Origin of the sequence: Virgibacillus flavescens (genome assembly GCF_050574275.1) — a bacterium.
Lineage (GTDB): Bacteria > Bacillota > Bacilli > Bacillales > Amphibacillaceae > Virgibacillus_F > Virgibacillus_F flavescens.
On the sequence record NZ_CP192260.1, the window covers coordinates 346,535 to 363,851 of the forward strand.

Below are 17,317 nucleotides of genomic sequence, written 5' to 3' on the forward strand. Positions count from 1 at the left end.
TCAGCTAGAAGCGAAATTAAAGAAGTAATTCTTTGATTTCGTTTCCTTATTTTTATTTAAAAGGAGCATTTATACATGGATACCACAAAGGTAAAAATTCTATATACAAGTGATGTTCACGGGAACGCATTACCGATTATTTATGGTTCAAACCAACCATCTGATTTAGGGCTGGCGAAGTATGCGACTGTGACCAAGAAAGCAAGACAAGAAAACGATAATCTGCTTTTACTGGACAATGGGGATTTAATTCAAGGTACACCGCTTATGACACATTATGTGAAACAACACCAGGATAAAGAAAATCCAATGATTGGAATTATGAATCGAATTGGTATTGAGGCAAGCGTGATAGGTAACCATGAATTTAATTTCGGAATGGATGTTTTGGAAAATGCTGTACAGCAGGCGAATTTTCCATGGCTATCTGTAAATAGCATTAACAGAAAGACAGATCAGCCTTACTTTGGAAAACCCTATTATATAAAAGAATTGAATAACGGAATTAAGATTGCTGTTTTGGGGGTAACTACTCATTACATACCAAACTGGGAATCTCCTGAGCATATTAAAGAAATTTCTTTTCCGGACGCTATGAAGTCTCTCCAGAAATGGGTGCCACACGTCCGCACCGTAGAAAAACCAGATTTACTAATTGTATCCTATCACGGCGGATTTGAACGGGATATTGAAACCGGTGAAGCTACTGAAGCACTCACAGGAGAAAACCAAGGCTACCAATTATGCCAGGAAATTGAAGGCATAGACATCTTACTTACAGGACACCAGCACCGCTCCTTAACTGGTATGGTTAATCAAGTACTGGTCATCCAGCCAGGGTTTAATGCACAAAGCTATGGTGAGATTAATGTGGAATTTGGTCAATCTGAAAACACGTGGCAACTAATCAATAAAGAAGCACATGTTCATAGACTTGACGGAGTTGAACCTGCCAGAGAAATCGTAGAATACATGACGGAATTGGAAAGCTCCACCCAATCATGGCTGGATGAGCCTGTTGGTTACATCGATGGTGATATGTCTATCGAGGATCCATTTGAGGCTCGGATCAACAAGCATCCGTTTATTGAATTTATCCAACATGTTCAGATGAAAGCAACAGGTGCTGATATTTCCGTTACTTCGCTGCTCAATAATAAATCCAAAGGTTTTGGTCCGGTAGTAACCATGCGTGATATTGTAGCAAATTATATGTACCCTAATACTTTAGTTGTATTAGCATTAACAGGTGCTGACATTGCAGCGGCATTAGAAAAGACTGCGTCTTACTTCATCATAAATGATTCTGATGAAATAGATGTTAACCCCGTATTTAGTGAACCAAAGCCACAGCACTATAATTATGACATGTGGGAAGGTATTGCGTACACGATTAACGTGAATAATGCTGTTGGAGCGCGTGTCGAGGACGTTCGTAAAAACGGAGAAAATCTGGATATGGACGCCACTTATCATGTTGTATTAAATAATTACAGAGCAAATGGTGGAGGAAATTACCATATGTTTAAAAACAAACCAATTATGAAAGAAGTCCAGCAGGATACCGTTGAACTTATTCGTTGGTATTTTGAACAGCATCCGACGGTTAAAGCAAACGTAACGAAAAATTTTCGTGTACACAAATAAGCGACAGCCAGCTTGCAAAACATAAACTGGTTAGAAAAACTCGGCATTCGCCTCGCCTTTAATAGCGAATGCCGAGTTTTTACTTAAACCAGCATTTGCTCTAAAGCTTTATACGTATAACTCAATTATCACAGAATAAAATTAGGTGATTCTCCCAGAAACAGTTGAATATCTCGCAATCCATTTTCGTAGTGACACAATATTACTATACTGCGACGTAACTTTAGATTTATTTTCCATTGCTGCCGTCCAGGATCGCTGCGGGCGGATGCTTTCCGCGGGCACGGCTTCAGTCTCCTTGCCCCGACAAGGGGTATGCCGACGTTGTCCGCAAAGGACGGTTTTAGTCGGCCTTCATCTTTCTAACCACTCTGCGGGGCCTTCAGACTCGTGCTGTTCCCGCTGGAGTCACCGCCCTCCGCTCACCAGGACTGGTAAGGCTGTTTATGTCTTTGATTAATAAAACCAATGCATATTGAAATAGACGTGTTATCAGGTGTGCAGTTAATAAATCTTCGACATCCACATTTCGTCAAGAGGTTGGAGCGGATGGCAGTCGACTCCTGCGGGAGGAAAGGCATAGGTGAGACCCCGGAGTGCGTCAGCACGAGGAGGCTCACCAGCCGCCCGCGGAAAGCGACTGCCATCAGCGGAAATCTCGTTGCTGTCATATCGCAGCATTCCCAAAGTGGTAAGTTATTTCGCAGTTTCCATCAACTACGACAAAAGAACTAATAGCATGTAAAAACCTCAAGCGGGCTTGGCGTTGGAACTAGACAGACAAACATAAATACTTTATACATTTTTATCTTTTAAAATAGAATGCGCCTATATGAACAACACCCCCATTCATTGGTTGGGCAGTTCATATAGGCGCGTTTTTTAATTTCATCTTTCTGGTTATCTTCATTACATCACTTTAATCTTCGTCGTTGTCATCGTCATCTTCCTGTTTAGTAGAAACTATAATAACTTCGCCAGTGTATGCATCTATTTCGATATCTGCCTCTTCATTCTTGTTTTGAATTTCAATTTCATACTTTAAGCGTTCATTATCCTCATCGTCTAGTTCAATGCTTGTTATAGTTCCCTCAAATTCTTTTAATGCAATTTCCTCTGCTTTTCCAGGTTCAATAACTGCCTTTTTTTCAGACTTATTCTCATCACTTTTTGCTTGCTTTTCAACATTTTGGTCGTCTGCGACATCGGTGCTTTTTGCATTTTCTGGTAATGGGTTTTCATTTAGATGCAGGATTTTTCCGGAATTTCCGTCGATCTTCAGCTCGTATTTGTTTTGATCGCCTAAAATTTCAAGCTCATAAACTGCTTTGTTTTTTTCTTTATCCAGCTCCAGCTCAGTTACTGTACCAGGGTACTGCTCTGCTACCAATTTTCTAATATCATCGGTCGAAAGCGATGCATCAGCTTGTGATGCTGTTACTTGAAAGATTCCTACACCTAAAACTGCTGCTACAATCACCGCAACAATTGTTATTTTTTTCTTTTTACTCATTTTACTTCCTCCCTTATTTCTTTCTACTACTATCCTATCCGTCATTGATGAAAGAATAAGGTGAATCACATTAGAAATTGATGAGAAAGTGACTAGCTTTCACTTATTAATGGAAGGGTAACCGTAAACGTACTCCCCTTATTTATTTCACTTGCTGCAGAGATTTCTCCTTTATGTGCATCTATGATTGATTTAGCAATAGAAAGCCCTAGTCCAGTTCCGCCATCATCTCTGGTCCTAGCTTTATCAACCCGATAAAAACGATCGAAAATTTTCACATGTTCGTCCTCCGGGATACCTTGTCCAAAATCCTGAACATTCAAGGTGACTGTTCTTTCGTTTTTAGTTATTGTCAAAACAATTTTATCATCACTGTATTTACATGCATTATCAATTAAACTATATATAACTTGTTTTAGTTGTTCTTCATTTCCTTTTACAACAATCTTTTCCTGGTTCCTGTTAACAACTATATTCCGGTTGTATGCCCCAATGAATACATCTGAGACATCTATACACAGGTTTACGACGTTCACTTCGTTCAGCACCTGTTCATTCCTGCTTTTAGCAAGAAAGAGCAATTGCTCCACTAATTGCTGCATTCGATCTGCCTCTGTTTCTATAGCACCTACCGACTCAAGGAAAATTTCAGGACGCTCTATCCCTCGCCGTTCCAATAGCTGTGCATAGCTTTTAACAATTGCAATTGGTGTCTTTAATTCATGCGAAGCATCTGATACAAACTGCTCCTGTCTGTTATAATTTTCCCTAAGCTGTTCAATCATCTCATTGAATGTTTGTTCCATTTGGTACAATTCATCTTTCGAATGACTTCGTACAGGTATCTTTTTCCACGTGTTTTCTTCTTTGTTAACTTTCATCGTCTGAATAAGGGATTGAATTGGTTTTAATACGAATCCGCTTACTATTCTTCCAGCAATAATAGCAGGAATTAGGGCAAGAATCGCTGCCCCGATTACAACGTAAAGTAACGTATCCATTGTTGCTTCTAGACCGGTCAGCTGCTTTGCAACCTGAAGGGTAACAACATTTCCATCACTCCATATAACCGGTTGGGCTACTACCGCTACACTGGCCAGGTTATCATAAGAAGTCACTTCCTGTATTTCACTTGCTGAATAGGAAATAGGCAGGCTCGTATAGTCACTATCTTTTGTTAGGGAAATCAGCAATCTCTCTTCTTCATCGATTACACGAATCATGCCTTCAGTCGGCAGGTAGGCACGCAATAGCTGGTTTTGTGCGATTTGGGGATTATCATTTAATGTTTTAATAATTGTTTCCATTTGTGCATCCAACTGATTCAGCTCATTTTTAACTGACAATTGATAAAAAGAGTAATAGATGGATGTATTAACAAGTAAAATTAGTACTAGCATAAACACACTAAAAAACAATTGAATTTTCGTTTGAAGTTTCATTCCGATTGGTCCTTTATCATGTACCCGACACCGCGGATTGTTTTAATATATTTCACATCAAAATCTTTATCAATTTTTTGTCTTAAATAACGAATGTACACATCTACTAAATTGGTATCACCTAAATAATCGTAACCCCATACTTTTTCTATTAACTGGTCACGGGTCAGCACAATATTCTTGTTTTGTAATAAGTATATAAGTAAATCGTATTCACGAGGGGTTAATTCTATTTCTGCATTGGATCTATTGACTTGCCGTGTGTTTAAATCCACATGCAAGTCCCCAAGCACTAGTTTATTCCGCTTCGACTGCGGTCGTAAGTGAACTCTCACACGCGCCAGAAGCTCTTCAATTTGAAAAGGTTTAGTTATATAATCATTCGCTCCGAGGTCGAGACCACTAACCTTATCATGAACCTGATCCCGTGCCGTCAACAGTATAATTGGAGTTTGCTGGTCAGTCCGTCTAATCTTCCTCAATACCTCAAGACCACTTAATTCAGGCAGCATGATATCCAGTAAGACCAGATCCCACGTTTTCGATTGCATTAACTGGAGCGCCTGTCTTCCATTATCTGCAATTTGTGTCTGGTAGTTTTCATATCCAAGCTCCAATTGCAGAACTCGGCTAAGTTTTTTTTCATCCTCAACAATTAAAATTTTTGATTGACTCAAGTAAAGGTCACCCACTTTCTATGTCTCTTTTTAAGTACTATACCAAATAATTACAAGTAAGTACGAATCGTATGTATGTTTTTTTAAAAACAGATGTTTTGCATAATAGCTGGTAAAAGTTGATAATGTTTCAACACAGGAGAAGGTGTGATTAAATTAATGATATGAATTACGTGAAGTGATTGGAAAACCGATTACGTGACCTTTGATGAATATCTAACATGGAATGATCCTTTTCAAAAGAATACAATCAAAGGAGTGGTGCGTTATGCTAGCACTTGATCATATTGTAGTAGCCGCAAAAGACGCTGAAGAGTTAAGCGCCGATTATGGAAATGAATTTACAATAAAGTCCATTAAAGGTGGTCAGCATACTGAATGGGGAACCCATAATTACCTGTCTTATTTCTCAAATGACAGCTATATTGAATGGCTTGGAACCTTCGATGATGAAAAAGCATCTAACGCAACTAATCCATTAGCAAAACATCTTATGTATGTTTTAAATAATAATATAACTGGACCATTTCAATTTGCATTACGTACAAATCAAATGGATAAATATATGGAGCATTTTAAACAAAATGATATCTCATTTGATGGTCCGATTTCAGCTGAACGCGAGAAACCAGATGGCTCCGTATTAAAGTGGAGAATGTTATTTCCAAAATACAACTTTGAAACAGAAGTCTTGCCTTTTTTGATTGAATGGGAAGATCCCAAAAATGCCTATCCAGATACCAGTCTCTTGAACACTCAGACGATCAAACAAATTAACTTTGGCGGTATCGGAAAAGAGGCTTTTGCCAAGATCTACCAGCTTAAGCCTAAGAAGTTAAATAAAAATCAGTTCCCACTGCAAAATAGTAAAATAAGGTTTACTGACAATCACAAATTAGAATTTGATTTAATATAGAAATAGAAAAAGCACCCGAAATTGGGTGCTTTTTCTACTTCTATTATAAGTTTTTCTGTAAAAATTCAGTAACGGATTCTGGTGATTTTGTATATGCGCTGTGCTGATGAGCAATTTTTTCACCATTTTTGAAAACAAGGATACTTGGAATCCCCATTACTTCATATTTTTCAGCAAGTCCTGTTACTTCATCACTGTTCACCTGGTACCAGCTGTATCCTGGAACATCTTCCATTACATCACCAATGAACATGTCCATTCGCTTACAGTCGGGACACCAATCAGCAAAAAACTTAATAATAACAGGTTTTTCACTTTGAATTACTTTGTTAAACTGTTCGATCGTATTTATATTTTCCATTCTTTAACACTCCTTCAAAAGTTGCTTATATCTATATTACTAGTTGACGAACAGATTGTCTTATTATCTGTTTCTAGCTATATTCCACCCGACCGAGCAAATAGGCAGCAAGCAGACCAACAGCAAATGTAACCACACTTAACACAATAAAGGAGGTAGTTGCTGGAAACCCGGGATAAACTACTAATATAGACCCGATTACCAATCCAATTATTAATGCAAACGTCCCTCGACGATAATTTTGCAGAAAGAAATTGATGATTTTACTCATAACCAGAAGACCTATGATTATTCCAACTCCTGTGACCGCAATTATATCAATCTGCAAGTTACTGATGGCACCAATAATAGTTGGGTAGACACCTATAATTAATAACATAAATGAACCGCTGATACCAGGCAGAATCATTGCACTACTAGCGATCATTCCTGAGAAAAATAACAGTATATACGTTGAGGTTGAAATATTTTCGATTACTGCACCTTCCCCTGTTTGTATAAACGCCATAGCACCTACGATAACTGCTCCAATTATCAGGATAATATAATGTTTATTTTTAAATGTATTCTTAGCATCCGCTTCATGAAATAAATAAGGTAAGATACCAATAATTAATCCCAAAAAGAAGAATTGTGTTGGTCCAGCATAATGTTCAAATAACCATTCGATTAAGCGGCTTAATGAGAGTATTGCTATCCCAATACCAACTCCAAGTGGTATTAAAAATCCGATATGTTTTTTCCATTCTTTGCTGAATACCCCATTAATTCCAGCGATTAAACGATCATAAATACCTAGCAGTACAGCAATTGTCCCTCCGCTGACGCCGGGAATGACATCACTTGCCCCCATTAACATACCTCGATAAATATTTCTCCATTCCATTCAATAAACTCCCTTTTACAATTGCATCTAATTTTTAAATCGTATCGTAAGCATACCAAATTATAGTATAAATCACATTATTTAGGTACACAAAAAGAAAGATATAGCGGTGATAAGGTCTGATTAAAAACGCAGTGGAAACGAGGCAAGACTCCAAAGTATGCAGACGATGCGATCATAGATCCACCTATTCTTTCTCATTTTAAAAGGGTTTTCTGCATTCAATCAGAAAAACTTTCTCTTTTATTCTTCAATAAATTCAAGTTCCGGTAACAACTGTGACATATGCCTTCTTATTTCGTTGTAATGCTTATCTGCATTTGGCAGTGTGTCATTAGTCAGCTGGTACATCGGAATCACTTCAAAATCCGTTTCGCTTTCATAGTCTACAAAGGTCGGCAGGAACTTTGGTGAAACAATTTCAATCTTATCCGGTTCTTCTTTCGTTTCTGTTTTACGAACCGTGAATTTTACCATCCCGCCAATCCGACGATAAAATTCATCTTGACCAGATAAAAAATTCCCAAGCGAATATGCAACAAATGTTTTATTTCCATTCTTTCCTTTCACGTAATCTACCGGCTGCAGAACGTGTGGATGGTGACCAATTACAACTTGCACGCCTTGATCAGCAGCAAATTGAACTAAATCTTTTTGTTCTTGATTTGGCATCCGTTCATATTGAGTTCCAAAGTGAAGACTTAGCACAATCACATCTGATTGTTCCTTCGCTCTTTTTATATCTGCAGCTATTCTTCTCTTATCTATTCGGTTCACCAAATACTCTTTTCCCCGAGGCACTGATATTCCATTTGTCCCATATGTATATGCAAGGAAAGCAACCGAAATGTTTTGATCGGTCTGAAGCACGCGGATTTTCTGCTTGTCTTGTTTGTTTTTATACGCACCTGTATACATCATATTGATCGACTCCCAATGGGAAATCGCGCTCTGTATTCCTGCCTCACCTTTATCGAGGGTATGATTATTTGCAATCGTTACCACATCAATTCCAGAATCTTTAAGCGCTTCACCCATTTCCTGCGGAGTATTGAATGATGGATACGTAGATAATCCAAGTTCTACCCCGCCAATCATTGTTTCCTGATTAGCAATAGTAATCGTGGACTCTTCCAAAAAAGGTTGCACCGCATCAAACATCGGATTGAAATTATACTGGGTTCCGTTGAATGCATCCTGATAAACGGTTTGGTGTATTAATAAATCACCAATTGCAGAAATCGTGATTTCATTTACTCTGGTAACTAAAAACGTAGTATCAAGCGACTTTTCCGTTACACTGATTTGCTTTTTCGAGTTATCTTTTGCAGTTCGCTCGTCATTATCGTCATTTACACAGGCAACCAACAAGAAGGTACAAATAAACAGCAAAATGCCAGCTTTATATCGCAACATGACGAATCAGCTCCTTTTTTCGATCATAACACATTATCCTATTTGCTGTGACAGCATCCTTCCAGTTTGTTATATATACTTTTTAAATGTCTGTGGTCCAGTTCAGATAACTTATCGAACTCAATGACTTCCATTATATAAAAATGAAATTCCCATATTTTTTGTTTAATTGGTTCCTTGCTGACTACCGCTATTTTATATAAGACTTCTAGCATCGCATAGAGCATGGATACATCATCTTTTCCATAGTGACGTATTTGATAAAAGGATTTATATAGATAATCCTCAAACCGTTTGGGTTCGACAATAATTCGAAGCTGCTTTTGTGTATCTGTATAATACTTATCGGTATTATTAGTCTCACCAACTTCGCTTAACAATGCGCCAATTCGGTTCAAACTATTTATTGCTGTGTGTGGGTCGTTAATTCCTGGGGAGATGGCTCGCAATGCAATCTCTACTAATTTTTGCAGAATGAATTCTACGTCCTGAAGGTCTGTCCGTTCATTCCCGATTATTATGGACTTTTTAAAATCATACTTATCTTCCCGTCCATCTTCTTCGTACACACTCAATATTGGCAAACCTTGCGTAACAAAATCTCCAATTTGTGAATGAATTTGGAGGATACATCCCATTTCGGTAGCTTGATTAAGCAATTCTTTCCAGTTTAACTTCTGAATATAACCAGAGTCATACGCATGAATAGTCCGCTTCCTGTAATATTGAAGCTGTTTAATTTCGTTTTCATCCCATTCGGCGTACGTGTGAAAATCGTAATTCTTATATGTTCGTTTAACAGTCTGGTTTCCGTCATTTCGAATTTTATTGATCAAATTATTAACTTGAATCCACCGTGAAGAATGGTGAATAAAGTAGACAAAAAACGCAAGATTACTAATTGCTATAATCACCATTACAATTGGACCAAGCAATGACGTCTCTTTACCAGCTGTGAGCAGATGAATGAGTGCAAATATAAATCCTGAACAATACACCCCTAATACATGCTGGGTAGTACGACTTTTCATAAAGTCCTGCAAAGTCCGCGGGGAAAATTGGGTGGAGTATGTAGTAAGCACAACCATAATTACCGAAAAACTGATTGTCGTCATCGTTAAGATCCCCGTTACTAGTGAAGCATATAAGCTAATTGCGACATCTTTACTGGTAAGAAAAATCTTAGGTATAGCATCTTTAAAGCTGCCTAATAACCAATTATCTATCAATGATACAAAAACGACCATGATTAACGCACTAATCCCATATATAGCTGGGGTAAACCAAAAGCTGTCACGAATTCTAATCCATATTTTCGTTTGATTCATCTAAGGTGCCTCCAAATTATAATCCCATATTTTTAGCAATAATAGTTTTCATGATTTCATTTGTTCCTGCATATATGGCAGCAACAGGTGTGTCGCGATATCTTCTTGCTATTTTGTAATCTTCCATATAACCATAACCGCCATGAAGCTGCATGCATTCTGAAGCAATTTCTTTGGCCGTGTCTGTCAGCCAATATTTAGCCATGGAGACTTTGGTTACAATATCTTTCCCTGCCACATGATCTTCTATTAATGATTCAAGGAAGGACTTCCCAAGTTCCACTTTAGTGGCTATTTCTGCCAGCTTAAACTGTGTATTCTGGAACGAACTTACAGATTTACCAAAAGCTGACCGTGATTTTACATAGTCAACAGTCATATTCAGCATATCCGCTGAAGCTGCTTGCCCTGCAATAGCGACTACTAATCTTTCCTGTTGAAGCTTCTCCATTAAATAACTAAACCCTTCGCCTTCTGTGCCAATCAAATTCTTCACAGGCACGCGACAGTTATCAAAATACAATTCGGCTGTGTCTTGTGCATGCATACCTACCTTATCAAGCTTGCGACCGCGGGAGAATCCTTTCGTGCCTGCCTCGATGACAAGCAGACTTATTCCTTTATGTTTTGGGTCTGCATGTGGATTCGTTTTTACTGCTGTTAACACAAGATCGGCATGAATGCCATTTGTAATAAACGTTTTTTGACCATTTACGATGTAATGGTCATCATCACGAATCGCTATTGTTTGGATATTAGCTAAATCAGAACCCGCTCCAGGCTCTGTCATCGCAATTGCAGTCACATGTTCACCAGTGACACACCCGGGCAGCCAGCGTTCCTTTTGATACTTGCTGCCATACGATTCGATATACGGTACCACGATATCATTGTGTAAGCCTATGCCTGTTAAACTAGTCCCTATTCGCTCGAGTTCCTCAAGTAGTATAACAGAATAAGTAAAATCAAGTGCCAGCCCGCCATATTTTTCTTCGACATGCGGACACAGAAAGCCCATATCGCCCATCTGATTCCAAAACTCACGTGGAATTAATCTGTTCTTCTCCCATTGTTCGTAAACTGGCATTACTTCTTTTTGCAGAAACTTTTTAAGTGTCTTTCTAAATAAAATATGATCGTCCGTTTCAAAGCGATAGTTTCCCATTATCACTTTCCCCCTTATTTCGGCGCCATCCTAATAGCGCCATCTAAACGAATGACTTCCCCATTCAGCATGGGGTTTATCATAATACTTTCTACTAATTTAGCGTATTCTACTGGCAGTCCTAACCGATTTGGAAAAGGTACCATCGAACCTAGACCGTCTTTTGCGGCTTGTGGAAGTGTATCGAACATTGGTGTCTCAAATAATCCGGGAGCGATTGTCATCACACGAATTCCGTGTGCGGCAAACTCACGCGCAAGCGGCAGTGTCATGCTTGCTACCCCACCTTTTGAAGCGCTATATGCCGCCTGCCCGATCTGCCCCTCGAACGCTGCAATAGAAGCGGTATTGATAATAACACCACGTTCACCATCGACTGAAGGAGTATTTGTTTGCATAAAAGAGGAGGCAACTCGAATGACGTTGAATGTACCGATTAAATTAATTTTAATCACGTTTTCAAAAGCCTCAAGTTCCATCGTACCTTTTTTACCTAAAACTTTGCCTGGAGTTGCTATACCTGCACAATTAATTAATCCATTAATCCCATCAAATGTTTCAACAATTTCTTTAATATGTTTCTCCACTTGTTCTGAAGAAGTTACATCCGTCTTTTTGAATAAAACTCGATCGGTACCAATTTCATTTATTAATGCGTTTGCCTTTTCTTCATTCAAATCCAGTATGGCAACTCGACCACCCGCTTCAACGATATGCCGCACGCATGCCTCTCCTAAACCAGATGATCCCCCGGTCACAACAGCACTTACCATGCGTAATTCCATCATCCCACCCCTATACTATATTCGTTCAATAATTGTAGCATTGGCCATACCCATTCCTTCGCAGATTGCTAATAATCCATATTTCCCGTTAGACCGTTCCAGTTCATTCATAAGTGTAACTAACAATTTTGTACCTGTTGCACCTAACGGATGGCCTAGCGCAATAGCGCCCCCATTAACATTGAGCTTTGCTGGATCTGCATTCATATCCGCAAGCCATGCCAGTGGAACAGACGCGAAGGCTTCATTAACTTCGTAGCGATCGATATCATCTAGTGTGAGTCTCGCCTTCTCCAGAACTTTTTTGGTTGCAGCGATGGGGCCAGTCAGCATAAGTGTTGGATCAGAGCCGACAACTGACCGTGCAATAATTTTCGCTCTGGGTGTCAGACCAAGTTCATCTGCTTTTTCTCTCGACATTAATAAAACAGCCGATGCGCCATCACTCATCTGACTAGCGTTTCCAGCGGTCACTTTACCTTCATCTTTAAAGACAGATTTCAATCCTGCCAATATTTCTAATGTAGTGTTGGCACGTGGACCTTCATCTATTTTCACCAGTTCTTTTTCTCCATTTTCATTGGTTATTTCAATTGGAACAATTTCTTTTTCAAAATTTCCGCTTTCAATCGCACGTATGGCCCGCTTATGACTCTCTAGTGAATATTCATCCAGTTTACTCCTTGATATTCCCCACTTCTCTGCAATTTTTTCGGCCGAAATACCCTGATTAACAATTTCATATGCTTTTGTCAGCTTTTCACTCGGTTTTACATGATTCATATTTGACATCATCGGCGCCCTCGTCATATTTTCGACACCACCAGCAATTACAATTTCCATATCCCCTGAGGCAATTGCTTGTGCAGCAAAATGAACTGCCTGCTGACTTGAACCACATTGCCGGTCGATTGTAACACCAGGTACCCCAGTCGGAAATCCCGCTATTAATGAAGCAGTACGGGCTATATTACCACCTTGTTCACCTACTTGGGTAACGCAGCCCAAAATAACATCTTCCACGTCCTTTTTTTCTACCTGCGTGCGATTTATTAGTTCGTTTAACACAACTGCTGCTAACTCATCAGGACGGTAATCAGCAAATTTTCCCTTGCGTTTTCCAATTGCGGTTCTGCAACCATCCACTATAACAACTTCGCGCATTGTCCCCACCTCATTTTATTTACTAGTTATATTCAGTATACCTTTCGATTGAATATTCTCAAAGTTATTTCTTTCATATAAAAAAACAGGTCTAACACGGTTCATGTCGTGTTAGACCTGTTTCTATATCAACCTATTACTATTTTTATTCTGCTTTCAATTCAGTGTAAACAACCAGACGCTGATCAAAAGTATCAATTTCTTCTATATAGTCACCAGTACACGTAATTAAATTAAGCATTCTTCGTGGTGTATACCCGAAAATTTGTTTAAGAGGTGCTTTACCTAGATCGTAAACCGCTTTATCAACTACTACAAATGTTCTTGTTTCCCCGTTTTCCCCAATTACTTTCACTTCATCTCCAGCTTCAAGCTTATTCAGATCATGAAAAATCGCATCACCTTCTGGATCGGTCACGTGGCCGGAAATCGCTGAACTTCCTTGTTCGCCAGGTTGAGCTCCCGCTTTATACCATCCAGCCTTGTTATAATTTTCCGGAACAGAAAGCTTGCCATCTTTTAATAATCCAACACCTTCGACAACTGCCTCTACTCCGAGACTCTCTATCACAATTTTTTTAGGGATTACTCCGGTTACACCCTGATCGAAAGCATCTGAATAAAATGTTTTCTTGTCAGAATTTTTATCTGCACTGACATTTTTTGTTTCTGTCTCTGGTTCTGCTGTCTTTTGCGTTTCAGTGGTTTTCTCTTTTGTTTCTTTAGGTTCAGGCTGGTTAGAGTCAGTGCTTTCGGCCTGACTACACCCTACCAATACTACTAACAATAGTATGCTTATAATCTTCCGCATCACACTGACCCCCTGCCATTTTATACTTTATTATTTATCTTCTGAAGTTTGATACTTACGGATAGCTACAAATGCTGCTAATGCTAATGCACTTGCACCTAACAACCATAATATCATCATGTCATTGTTTCCAGCTGGTGCGAAACCAGTTTTTGGCATTTCAGAAGGCATATCTGATGCAAATTTATCTGGGAATTGAGTTACAATAGCACCAGATAGTGATTTTGAAATCTCATTAGCATAAGCATAACCATCATGGAACTTGTTATAAGCTTCATCATAGTCACCTGCTGCATAAGCATCAAATGATCCAATTAGTTGATTAACATGATCTTGTAATTCTTCTGCTACAACGTCAGCTGGTGCGTTACCATCTGTAGCTGTTGCCATGAATGCTGAAAAGTCTTCACGGTATTGTGATAAATTATCTAGTGCAGCTTGTTTTGCTTCTTCGTCTTCAGCTGCAGTAGCTTTCACATAGTCTACAAAGTAGCCAATGTGTTCAGTCCACATTTCTTTAAATTTAGCTTCAGCTTCATCGCCATATACAGATCCGATAGCCGCTGAAAGTTTATCTGTATTAGCAGATAATTGCGCTGCATTTGCTTTAAAGATATCTGCAGATTCTTCGCCTTCAATTCCGTTTTGCATTGCTGTTACAGCAAATGCTACGTGACCTGAAAGGATATTGTTTAGCGTTAATCGAAGGTCAGCCGCTGGTGTTACAGCCATTTGATTGTCAAATTTCTCAGGGAACTGAGCTGTAATTGCACTTGAAAGACCTTTAGCTGTCATATACAAGTGAGCTCTTGCATCTGCTTGATGACTATATGCTTTTTCATAGTCTCCAGCAACATACGCGTCAAATGCTCCAATTAATTGATTAACGTGAGTTTGTAGACCTTCTGCTAATGCATCAGCCTCTACACGTCCTTCAGTAGCTTTGTCAAGAAATGCTGAGAAGTCCTGACGGTATTGAGATAATTCATCTAGAGCTGCTTGTTTTGCTTCTTCATCTTTTGCTCCAGTTGCTTTTACATAATCTACAAAATAGCCAATATGTGCACTCCACATGTCATGAAACGCTTGACCTGCTTCTTCGCCGTATACGGAAGCAATAGCATCAGATAACGCTTGAGTATTTTCACTTAGCTGAGCAGTTGCTGCATTAAAGTCTTCTGCACCTTCAGCGCCTTTACGCATTGCAATAATTGCTAAGTTACCATGTTCTGATAGTAATGAACCTAATGTAGCTCTTAGATCAACCGCTGCATTATCTACTGTCGGTTTTTCCATTGTTTCTGCGCTTACTAATCCTCCATTTGCTGAGAATAAAATTGCCGCACTCATTGGTGCTACTACTAATGCTTTTTTCCAATTCATCTTAATAACATCTCCTTCTTGTTTTTATATGATTCTACTAAGCTAACGAAGATGAAATAGAATTGGATCATTATTTATTGAAAAAAATTAAATGACTTTGGGGAACCAGCAATGAAAAGCTTGTGCATCAACGGTTCAAGAGGAGGAAATATTTTAATTTTATTTTTGATTCGTGCCATATTCAGCAATAATCGCGCAATTATGGAACAAAATCGCACGAACCATAGTAAATTTCGCGCACCAGTGAGATCGTGCGCGTTTTTTGTCGAGGGACGCGCGATTTCGACGTTACTATGCGCGGGGCGAAACCATCATTGCGCGTTAATATCATAACCCCGCGTGTTTTCTGGTTTACTTAAAATTAACCAAAAAAAATGAGATGCAAGTTTCCCTGCATCTCATTTTATATTTCTTACGATAACGGTGAGCTTAATACTATGTCGCCTTGTGGTGTTTGACTGTTTGCATCAGGTTCTTTTGTGATTGCAATTGTATCCCACTGATGTTTTCCTTCGTAATTCATAATAAAGGAGACAGCACCATTTCCATTTTCATTGGAAACAAATGTACCAGCCCGGTATGGTTTTCCATCTTCCAGGACCCACACCTGATAGGTTTCATTTCCTTCAAGTTCGGGCAAGTCATTAGCTTGAACTACCAGGTTTGTTTTACTGTTTTGTTCAATCATCATTGCAGTCGCTTCTGCACTGATTCCTTCTGATGGACTGAGTGACACCATCTTTTGAATTTCATCAAGTGACGGGTCTTCTGGTTCAGTTGTGGTTTCCGAATCGTCATCCTCATCGGATAAATAGATAAATGCTGCAGCGTTTCCTACTAAAGAAATTGTTAATACTGCTGCGATTAACGGTTTAACCAAACCACTTTTTTTCTGTTTTTTTGGCTCGTTCCACCCGTTTATTGGTGTAACATTATTTATTTCTTTTTCTTCAGTTTCAACTACAGATTCAGAATTAGTCGCTTCGTTTAATACATTTGATAACACTCGGTCCTTCATACCACTTGGCGGCTCGATAGCTTCACTGCTATATGGAAGGTCTTCTGTTAATTGCTGCAGCTCTGAAAGCTCTTCTTGACATTCCTCACATGCTAAAAGGTGTAACTCAAATTCTTCTTGTTCTTCTCTTGTTAGCTGGTTATTAAAATAATCAAGCAACAAATCACATTTATTAGACATCATCCTGAACCCCCCTTTCGTTCACAGGAGACAGTATACCACGCAGATGTTTCAACGCTAAACGAACTCTCCCTTTAACAGTTCCTAGAGGAATATTATAGGCTTCAGCTATTTTTGCCTGTGACATTCCTTTAAAATAAAATAATTCTATTATTTGCTGCTGCTCACTTGTCAGGTGAGTCACTGCCTCACGGATTTCTTCACTTTTTTCCTTCCATTCTATCTGATCTTCAGTAGAAGGACCCAAATCGTGAAGCGCATCCCGTTCATCTATTTCATATGGTGTTTCCTTCTTTTTTCTTAGCATATCAATTGTAGCGTTACGTGTTACAGTTAATAACCAGGAAGAAAACTTGCCTTTCGATTCATCAAAATTCCGTTGTTTTGACCATATTTTTGTAAATACATCCTGCACTACTTCTTCTGCAAGAAATTTATTATTAGTCATTCGGAATGAAAACGAAAAAAGCAGCTTTTCATAACGGTCGTATAGCTGTTCCAGCGCATGTTCATCTTGTTCTTGTGCTCGATTGAATAGTTCAACATCTGCTTCGCGCATAACATTCTCCTTTTGAAAAGATATATAGACTTATCATATCATAACTGCACCAAATGGAGAGATTGT

16 protein-coding genes are annotated in these 17,317 nt (G+C 38.9%); 2 read left to right on the forward strand and 14 right to left on the reverse strand.

What is annotated here, in order from left to right:
- Window positions 1-75: 75 nt before the first annotated feature.
- A complete protein-coding gene (locus VBD025_RS01685; RefSeq protein ID WP_430788684.1) occupies window positions 76-1,647 on the forward strand; it encodes a bifunctional metallophosphatase/5'-nucleotidase in 1,572 nt (523 codons plus the stop codon).
- A gap of 919 nt (window positions 1,648-2,566) precedes the next feature.
- Here the strand turns inward: VBD025_RS01685 and VBD025_RS01690 are convergent.
- The 3 genes from VBD025_RS01690 to VBD025_RS01700 all read right to left on the reverse strand — a co-directional run bounded on the left by VBD025_RS01690 (window position 2,567) and on the right by VBD025_RS01700 (window position 5,279).
- Window positions 2,567-3,160 carry a PepSY domain-containing protein gene (locus VBD025_RS01690; RefSeq protein ID WP_430788686.1) on the reverse strand — a complete coding sequence of 198 codons (594 nt, stop codon included), beginning with the start codon at window positions 3,158-3,160 and terminating at the stop codon, window positions 2,567-2,569.
- Between the two features lie 92 nt (window positions 3,161-3,252).
- Complete coding sequence (locus VBD025_RS01695; RefSeq protein ID WP_430788688.1) at window positions 3,253-4,602, reverse strand: HAMP domain-containing sensor histidine kinase; 1,350 nt, start codon at window positions 4,600-4,602, stop codon at window positions 3,253-3,255.
- The gene (locus VBD025_RS01700; protein WP_430788690.1) at window positions 4,599-5,279 is read right to left on the reverse strand and encodes a response regulator transcription factor; all 681 of its coding nucleotides are present in this window, start codon (window positions 5,277-5,279) and stop codon (window positions 4,599-4,601) included. Before VBD025_RS01700 ends, VBD025_RS01695 begins: the two co-directional genes overlap by 4 nt.
- Before the next feature lie 268 nt (window positions 5,280-5,547).
- Between VBD025_RS01700 and VBD025_RS01705 the strand changes: the two genes are divergently transcribed.
- Window positions 5,548-6,195 carry a VOC family protein gene (locus VBD025_RS01705; RefSeq protein ID WP_430788692.1) on the forward strand — a complete coding sequence of 216 codons (648 nt, stop codon included), beginning with the start codon at window positions 5,548-5,550 and terminating at the stop codon, window positions 6,193-6,195.
- Between the two features lie 43 nt (window positions 6,196-6,238).
- Here VBD025_RS01705 and VBD025_RS01710 read toward each other — a convergent pair whose 3' ends face one another.
- The 11 genes from VBD025_RS01710 to VBD025_RS01760 form a co-directional block, all read right to left on the reverse strand.
- Entirely contained in the window at window positions 6,239-6,556 is a 318-nt protein-coding gene (locus tag VBD025_RS01710) for a thioredoxin family protein (protein ID WP_430788694.1), read from the reverse strand.
- Window positions 6,557-6,629: 73 nt separating this feature from the next.
- Window positions 6,630-7,442, reverse strand: a complete 813-nt coding sequence (locus VBD025_RS01715; protein ID WP_430788696.1) for a DUF368 domain-containing protein — start codon at window positions 7,440-7,442, stop codon at window positions 6,630-6,632.
- Window positions 7,443-7,685: 243 nt separating this feature from the next.
- On the reverse strand, window positions 7,686-8,858 hold the full coding sequence (locus VBD025_RS01720; RefSeq protein ID WP_430788698.1) for a CapA family protein: 1,173 nt from the start codon (window positions 8,856-8,858) through the stop codon (window positions 7,686-7,688).
- Between the two features lie 38 nt (window positions 8,859-8,896).
- Window positions 8,897-10,186, reverse strand: a complete 1,290-nt coding sequence (locus VBD025_RS01725; protein ID WP_430788700.1) for a DUF2254 domain-containing protein — start codon at window positions 10,184-10,186, stop codon at window positions 8,897-8,899.
- A 16-nt stretch (window positions 10,187-10,202) separates the two neighbouring features.
- Window positions 10,203-11,351, reverse strand: a complete 1,149-nt coding sequence (locus tag VBD025_RS01730) for an acyl-CoA dehydrogenase family protein (protein ID WP_430788702.1) — start codon at window positions 11,349-11,351, stop codon at window positions 10,203-10,205.
- A 14-nt stretch (window positions 11,352-11,365) separates the two neighbouring features.
- Window positions 11,366-12,136: a 3-hydroxyacyl-CoA dehydrogenase gene (locus VBD025_RS01735; protein WP_430788704.1), complete on the reverse strand. Its 771-nt coding sequence runs from the start codon at window positions 12,134-12,136 to the stop codon at window positions 11,366-11,368.
- 15 nt (window positions 12,137-12,151) lie between these two features.
- Window positions 12,152-13,300 carry a thiolase family protein gene (locus VBD025_RS01740; RefSeq protein ID WP_430788706.1) on the reverse strand — a complete coding sequence of 383 codons (1,149 nt, stop codon included), beginning with the start codon at window positions 13,298-13,300 and terminating at the stop codon, window positions 12,152-12,154.
- A gap of 145 nt (window positions 13,301-13,445) precedes the next feature.
- Window positions 13,446-14,111 (reverse strand): class F sortase, encoded by a 666-nt coding sequence (locus VBD025_RS01745; protein ID WP_430788708.1) that lies wholly within the window; start codon window positions 14,109-14,111, stop codon window positions 13,446-13,448.
- Window positions 14,112-14,141: 30 nt separating this feature from the next.
- Window positions 14,142-15,494: a copper amine oxidase gene (locus VBD025_RS01750; RefSeq protein ID WP_430788710.1), complete on the reverse strand. Its 1,353-nt coding sequence runs from the start codon at window positions 15,492-15,494 to the stop codon at window positions 14,142-14,144.
- 412 nt (window positions 15,495-15,906) lie between these two features.
- On the reverse strand, window positions 15,907-16,695 hold the full coding sequence (locus tag VBD025_RS01755) for an anti-sigma factor domain-containing protein (protein WP_430788712.1): 789 nt from the start codon (window positions 16,693-16,695) through the stop codon (window positions 15,907-15,909).
- Window positions 16,685-17,251, reverse strand: a complete 567-nt coding sequence (locus tag VBD025_RS01760; protein WP_430788714.1) for an RNA polymerase sigma factor — start codon at window positions 17,249-17,251, stop codon at window positions 16,685-16,687. Before VBD025_RS01760 ends, VBD025_RS01755 begins: the two co-directional genes overlap by 11 nt.
- Between the last annotated feature and the right edge of the window lie 66 nt (window positions 17,252-17,317).

Bases quoted from the DNA above. Each gene is read 5' to 3' on its own strand.
- VBD025_RS01685 (WP_430788684.1), top strand. From the start codon at position 76: ATGGATACCACAAAGGTAAAAATTCTATATACAAGTGATGTTCACGGG.
- VBD025_RS01690 (WP_430788686.1), bottom strand. From the start codon at position 3,160: ATGAGTAAAAAGAAAAAAATAACAATTGTTGCGGTGATTGTAGCAGCA.
- VBD025_RS01695 (WP_430788688.1), bottom strand. From the start codon at position 4,602: ATGAAACTTCAAACGAAAATTCAATTGTTTTTTAGTGTGTTTATGCTA.
- VBD025_RS01705 (WP_430788692.1), top strand. From the start codon at position 5,548: ATGCTAGCACTTGATCATATTGTAGTAGCCGCAAAAGACGCTGAAGAG.
- VBD025_RS01710 (WP_430788694.1), bottom strand. From the start codon at position 6,556: ATGGAAAATATAAATACGATCGAACAGTTTAACAAAGTAATTCAAAGT.
- VBD025_RS01715 (WP_430788696.1), bottom strand. From the start codon at position 7,442: ATGGAATGGAGAAATATTTATCGAGGTATGTTAATGGGGGCAAGTGAT.
- VBD025_RS01720 (WP_430788698.1), bottom strand. From the start codon at position 8,858: ATGTTGCGATATAAAGCTGGCATTTTGCTGTTTATTTGTACCTTCTTG.
- VBD025_RS01725 (WP_430788700.1), bottom strand. From the start codon at position 10,186: ATGAATCAAACGAAAATATGGATTAGAATTCGTGACAGCTTTTGGTTT.
- VBD025_RS01730 (WP_430788702.1), bottom strand. From the start codon at position 11,351: ATGGGAAACTATCGCTTTGAAACGGACGATCATATTTTATTTAGAAAG.
- VBD025_RS01735 (WP_430788704.1), bottom strand. From the start codon at position 12,136: ATGGAATTACGCATGGTAAGTGCTGTTGTGACCGGGGGATCATCTGGT.
- VBD025_RS01740 (WP_430788706.1), bottom strand. From the start codon at position 13,300: ATGCGCGAAGTTGTTATAGTGGATGGTTGCAGAACCGCAATTGGAAAA.
- VBD025_RS01745 (WP_430788708.1), bottom strand. From the start codon at position 14,111: ATGCGGAAGATTATAAGCATACTATTGTTAGTAGTATTGGTAGGGTGT.
- VBD025_RS01750 (WP_430788710.1), bottom strand. From the start codon at position 15,494: ATGAATTGGAAAAAAGCATTAGTAGTAGCACCAATGAGTGCGGCAATT.
- VBD025_RS01755 (WP_430788712.1), bottom strand. From the start codon at position 16,695: ATGATGTCTAATAAATGTGATTTGTTGCTTGATTATTTTAATAACCAG.
- VBD025_RS01760 (WP_430788714.1), bottom strand. From the start codon at position 17,251: ATGCGCGAAGCAGATGTTGAACTATTCAATCGAGCACAAGAACAAGAT.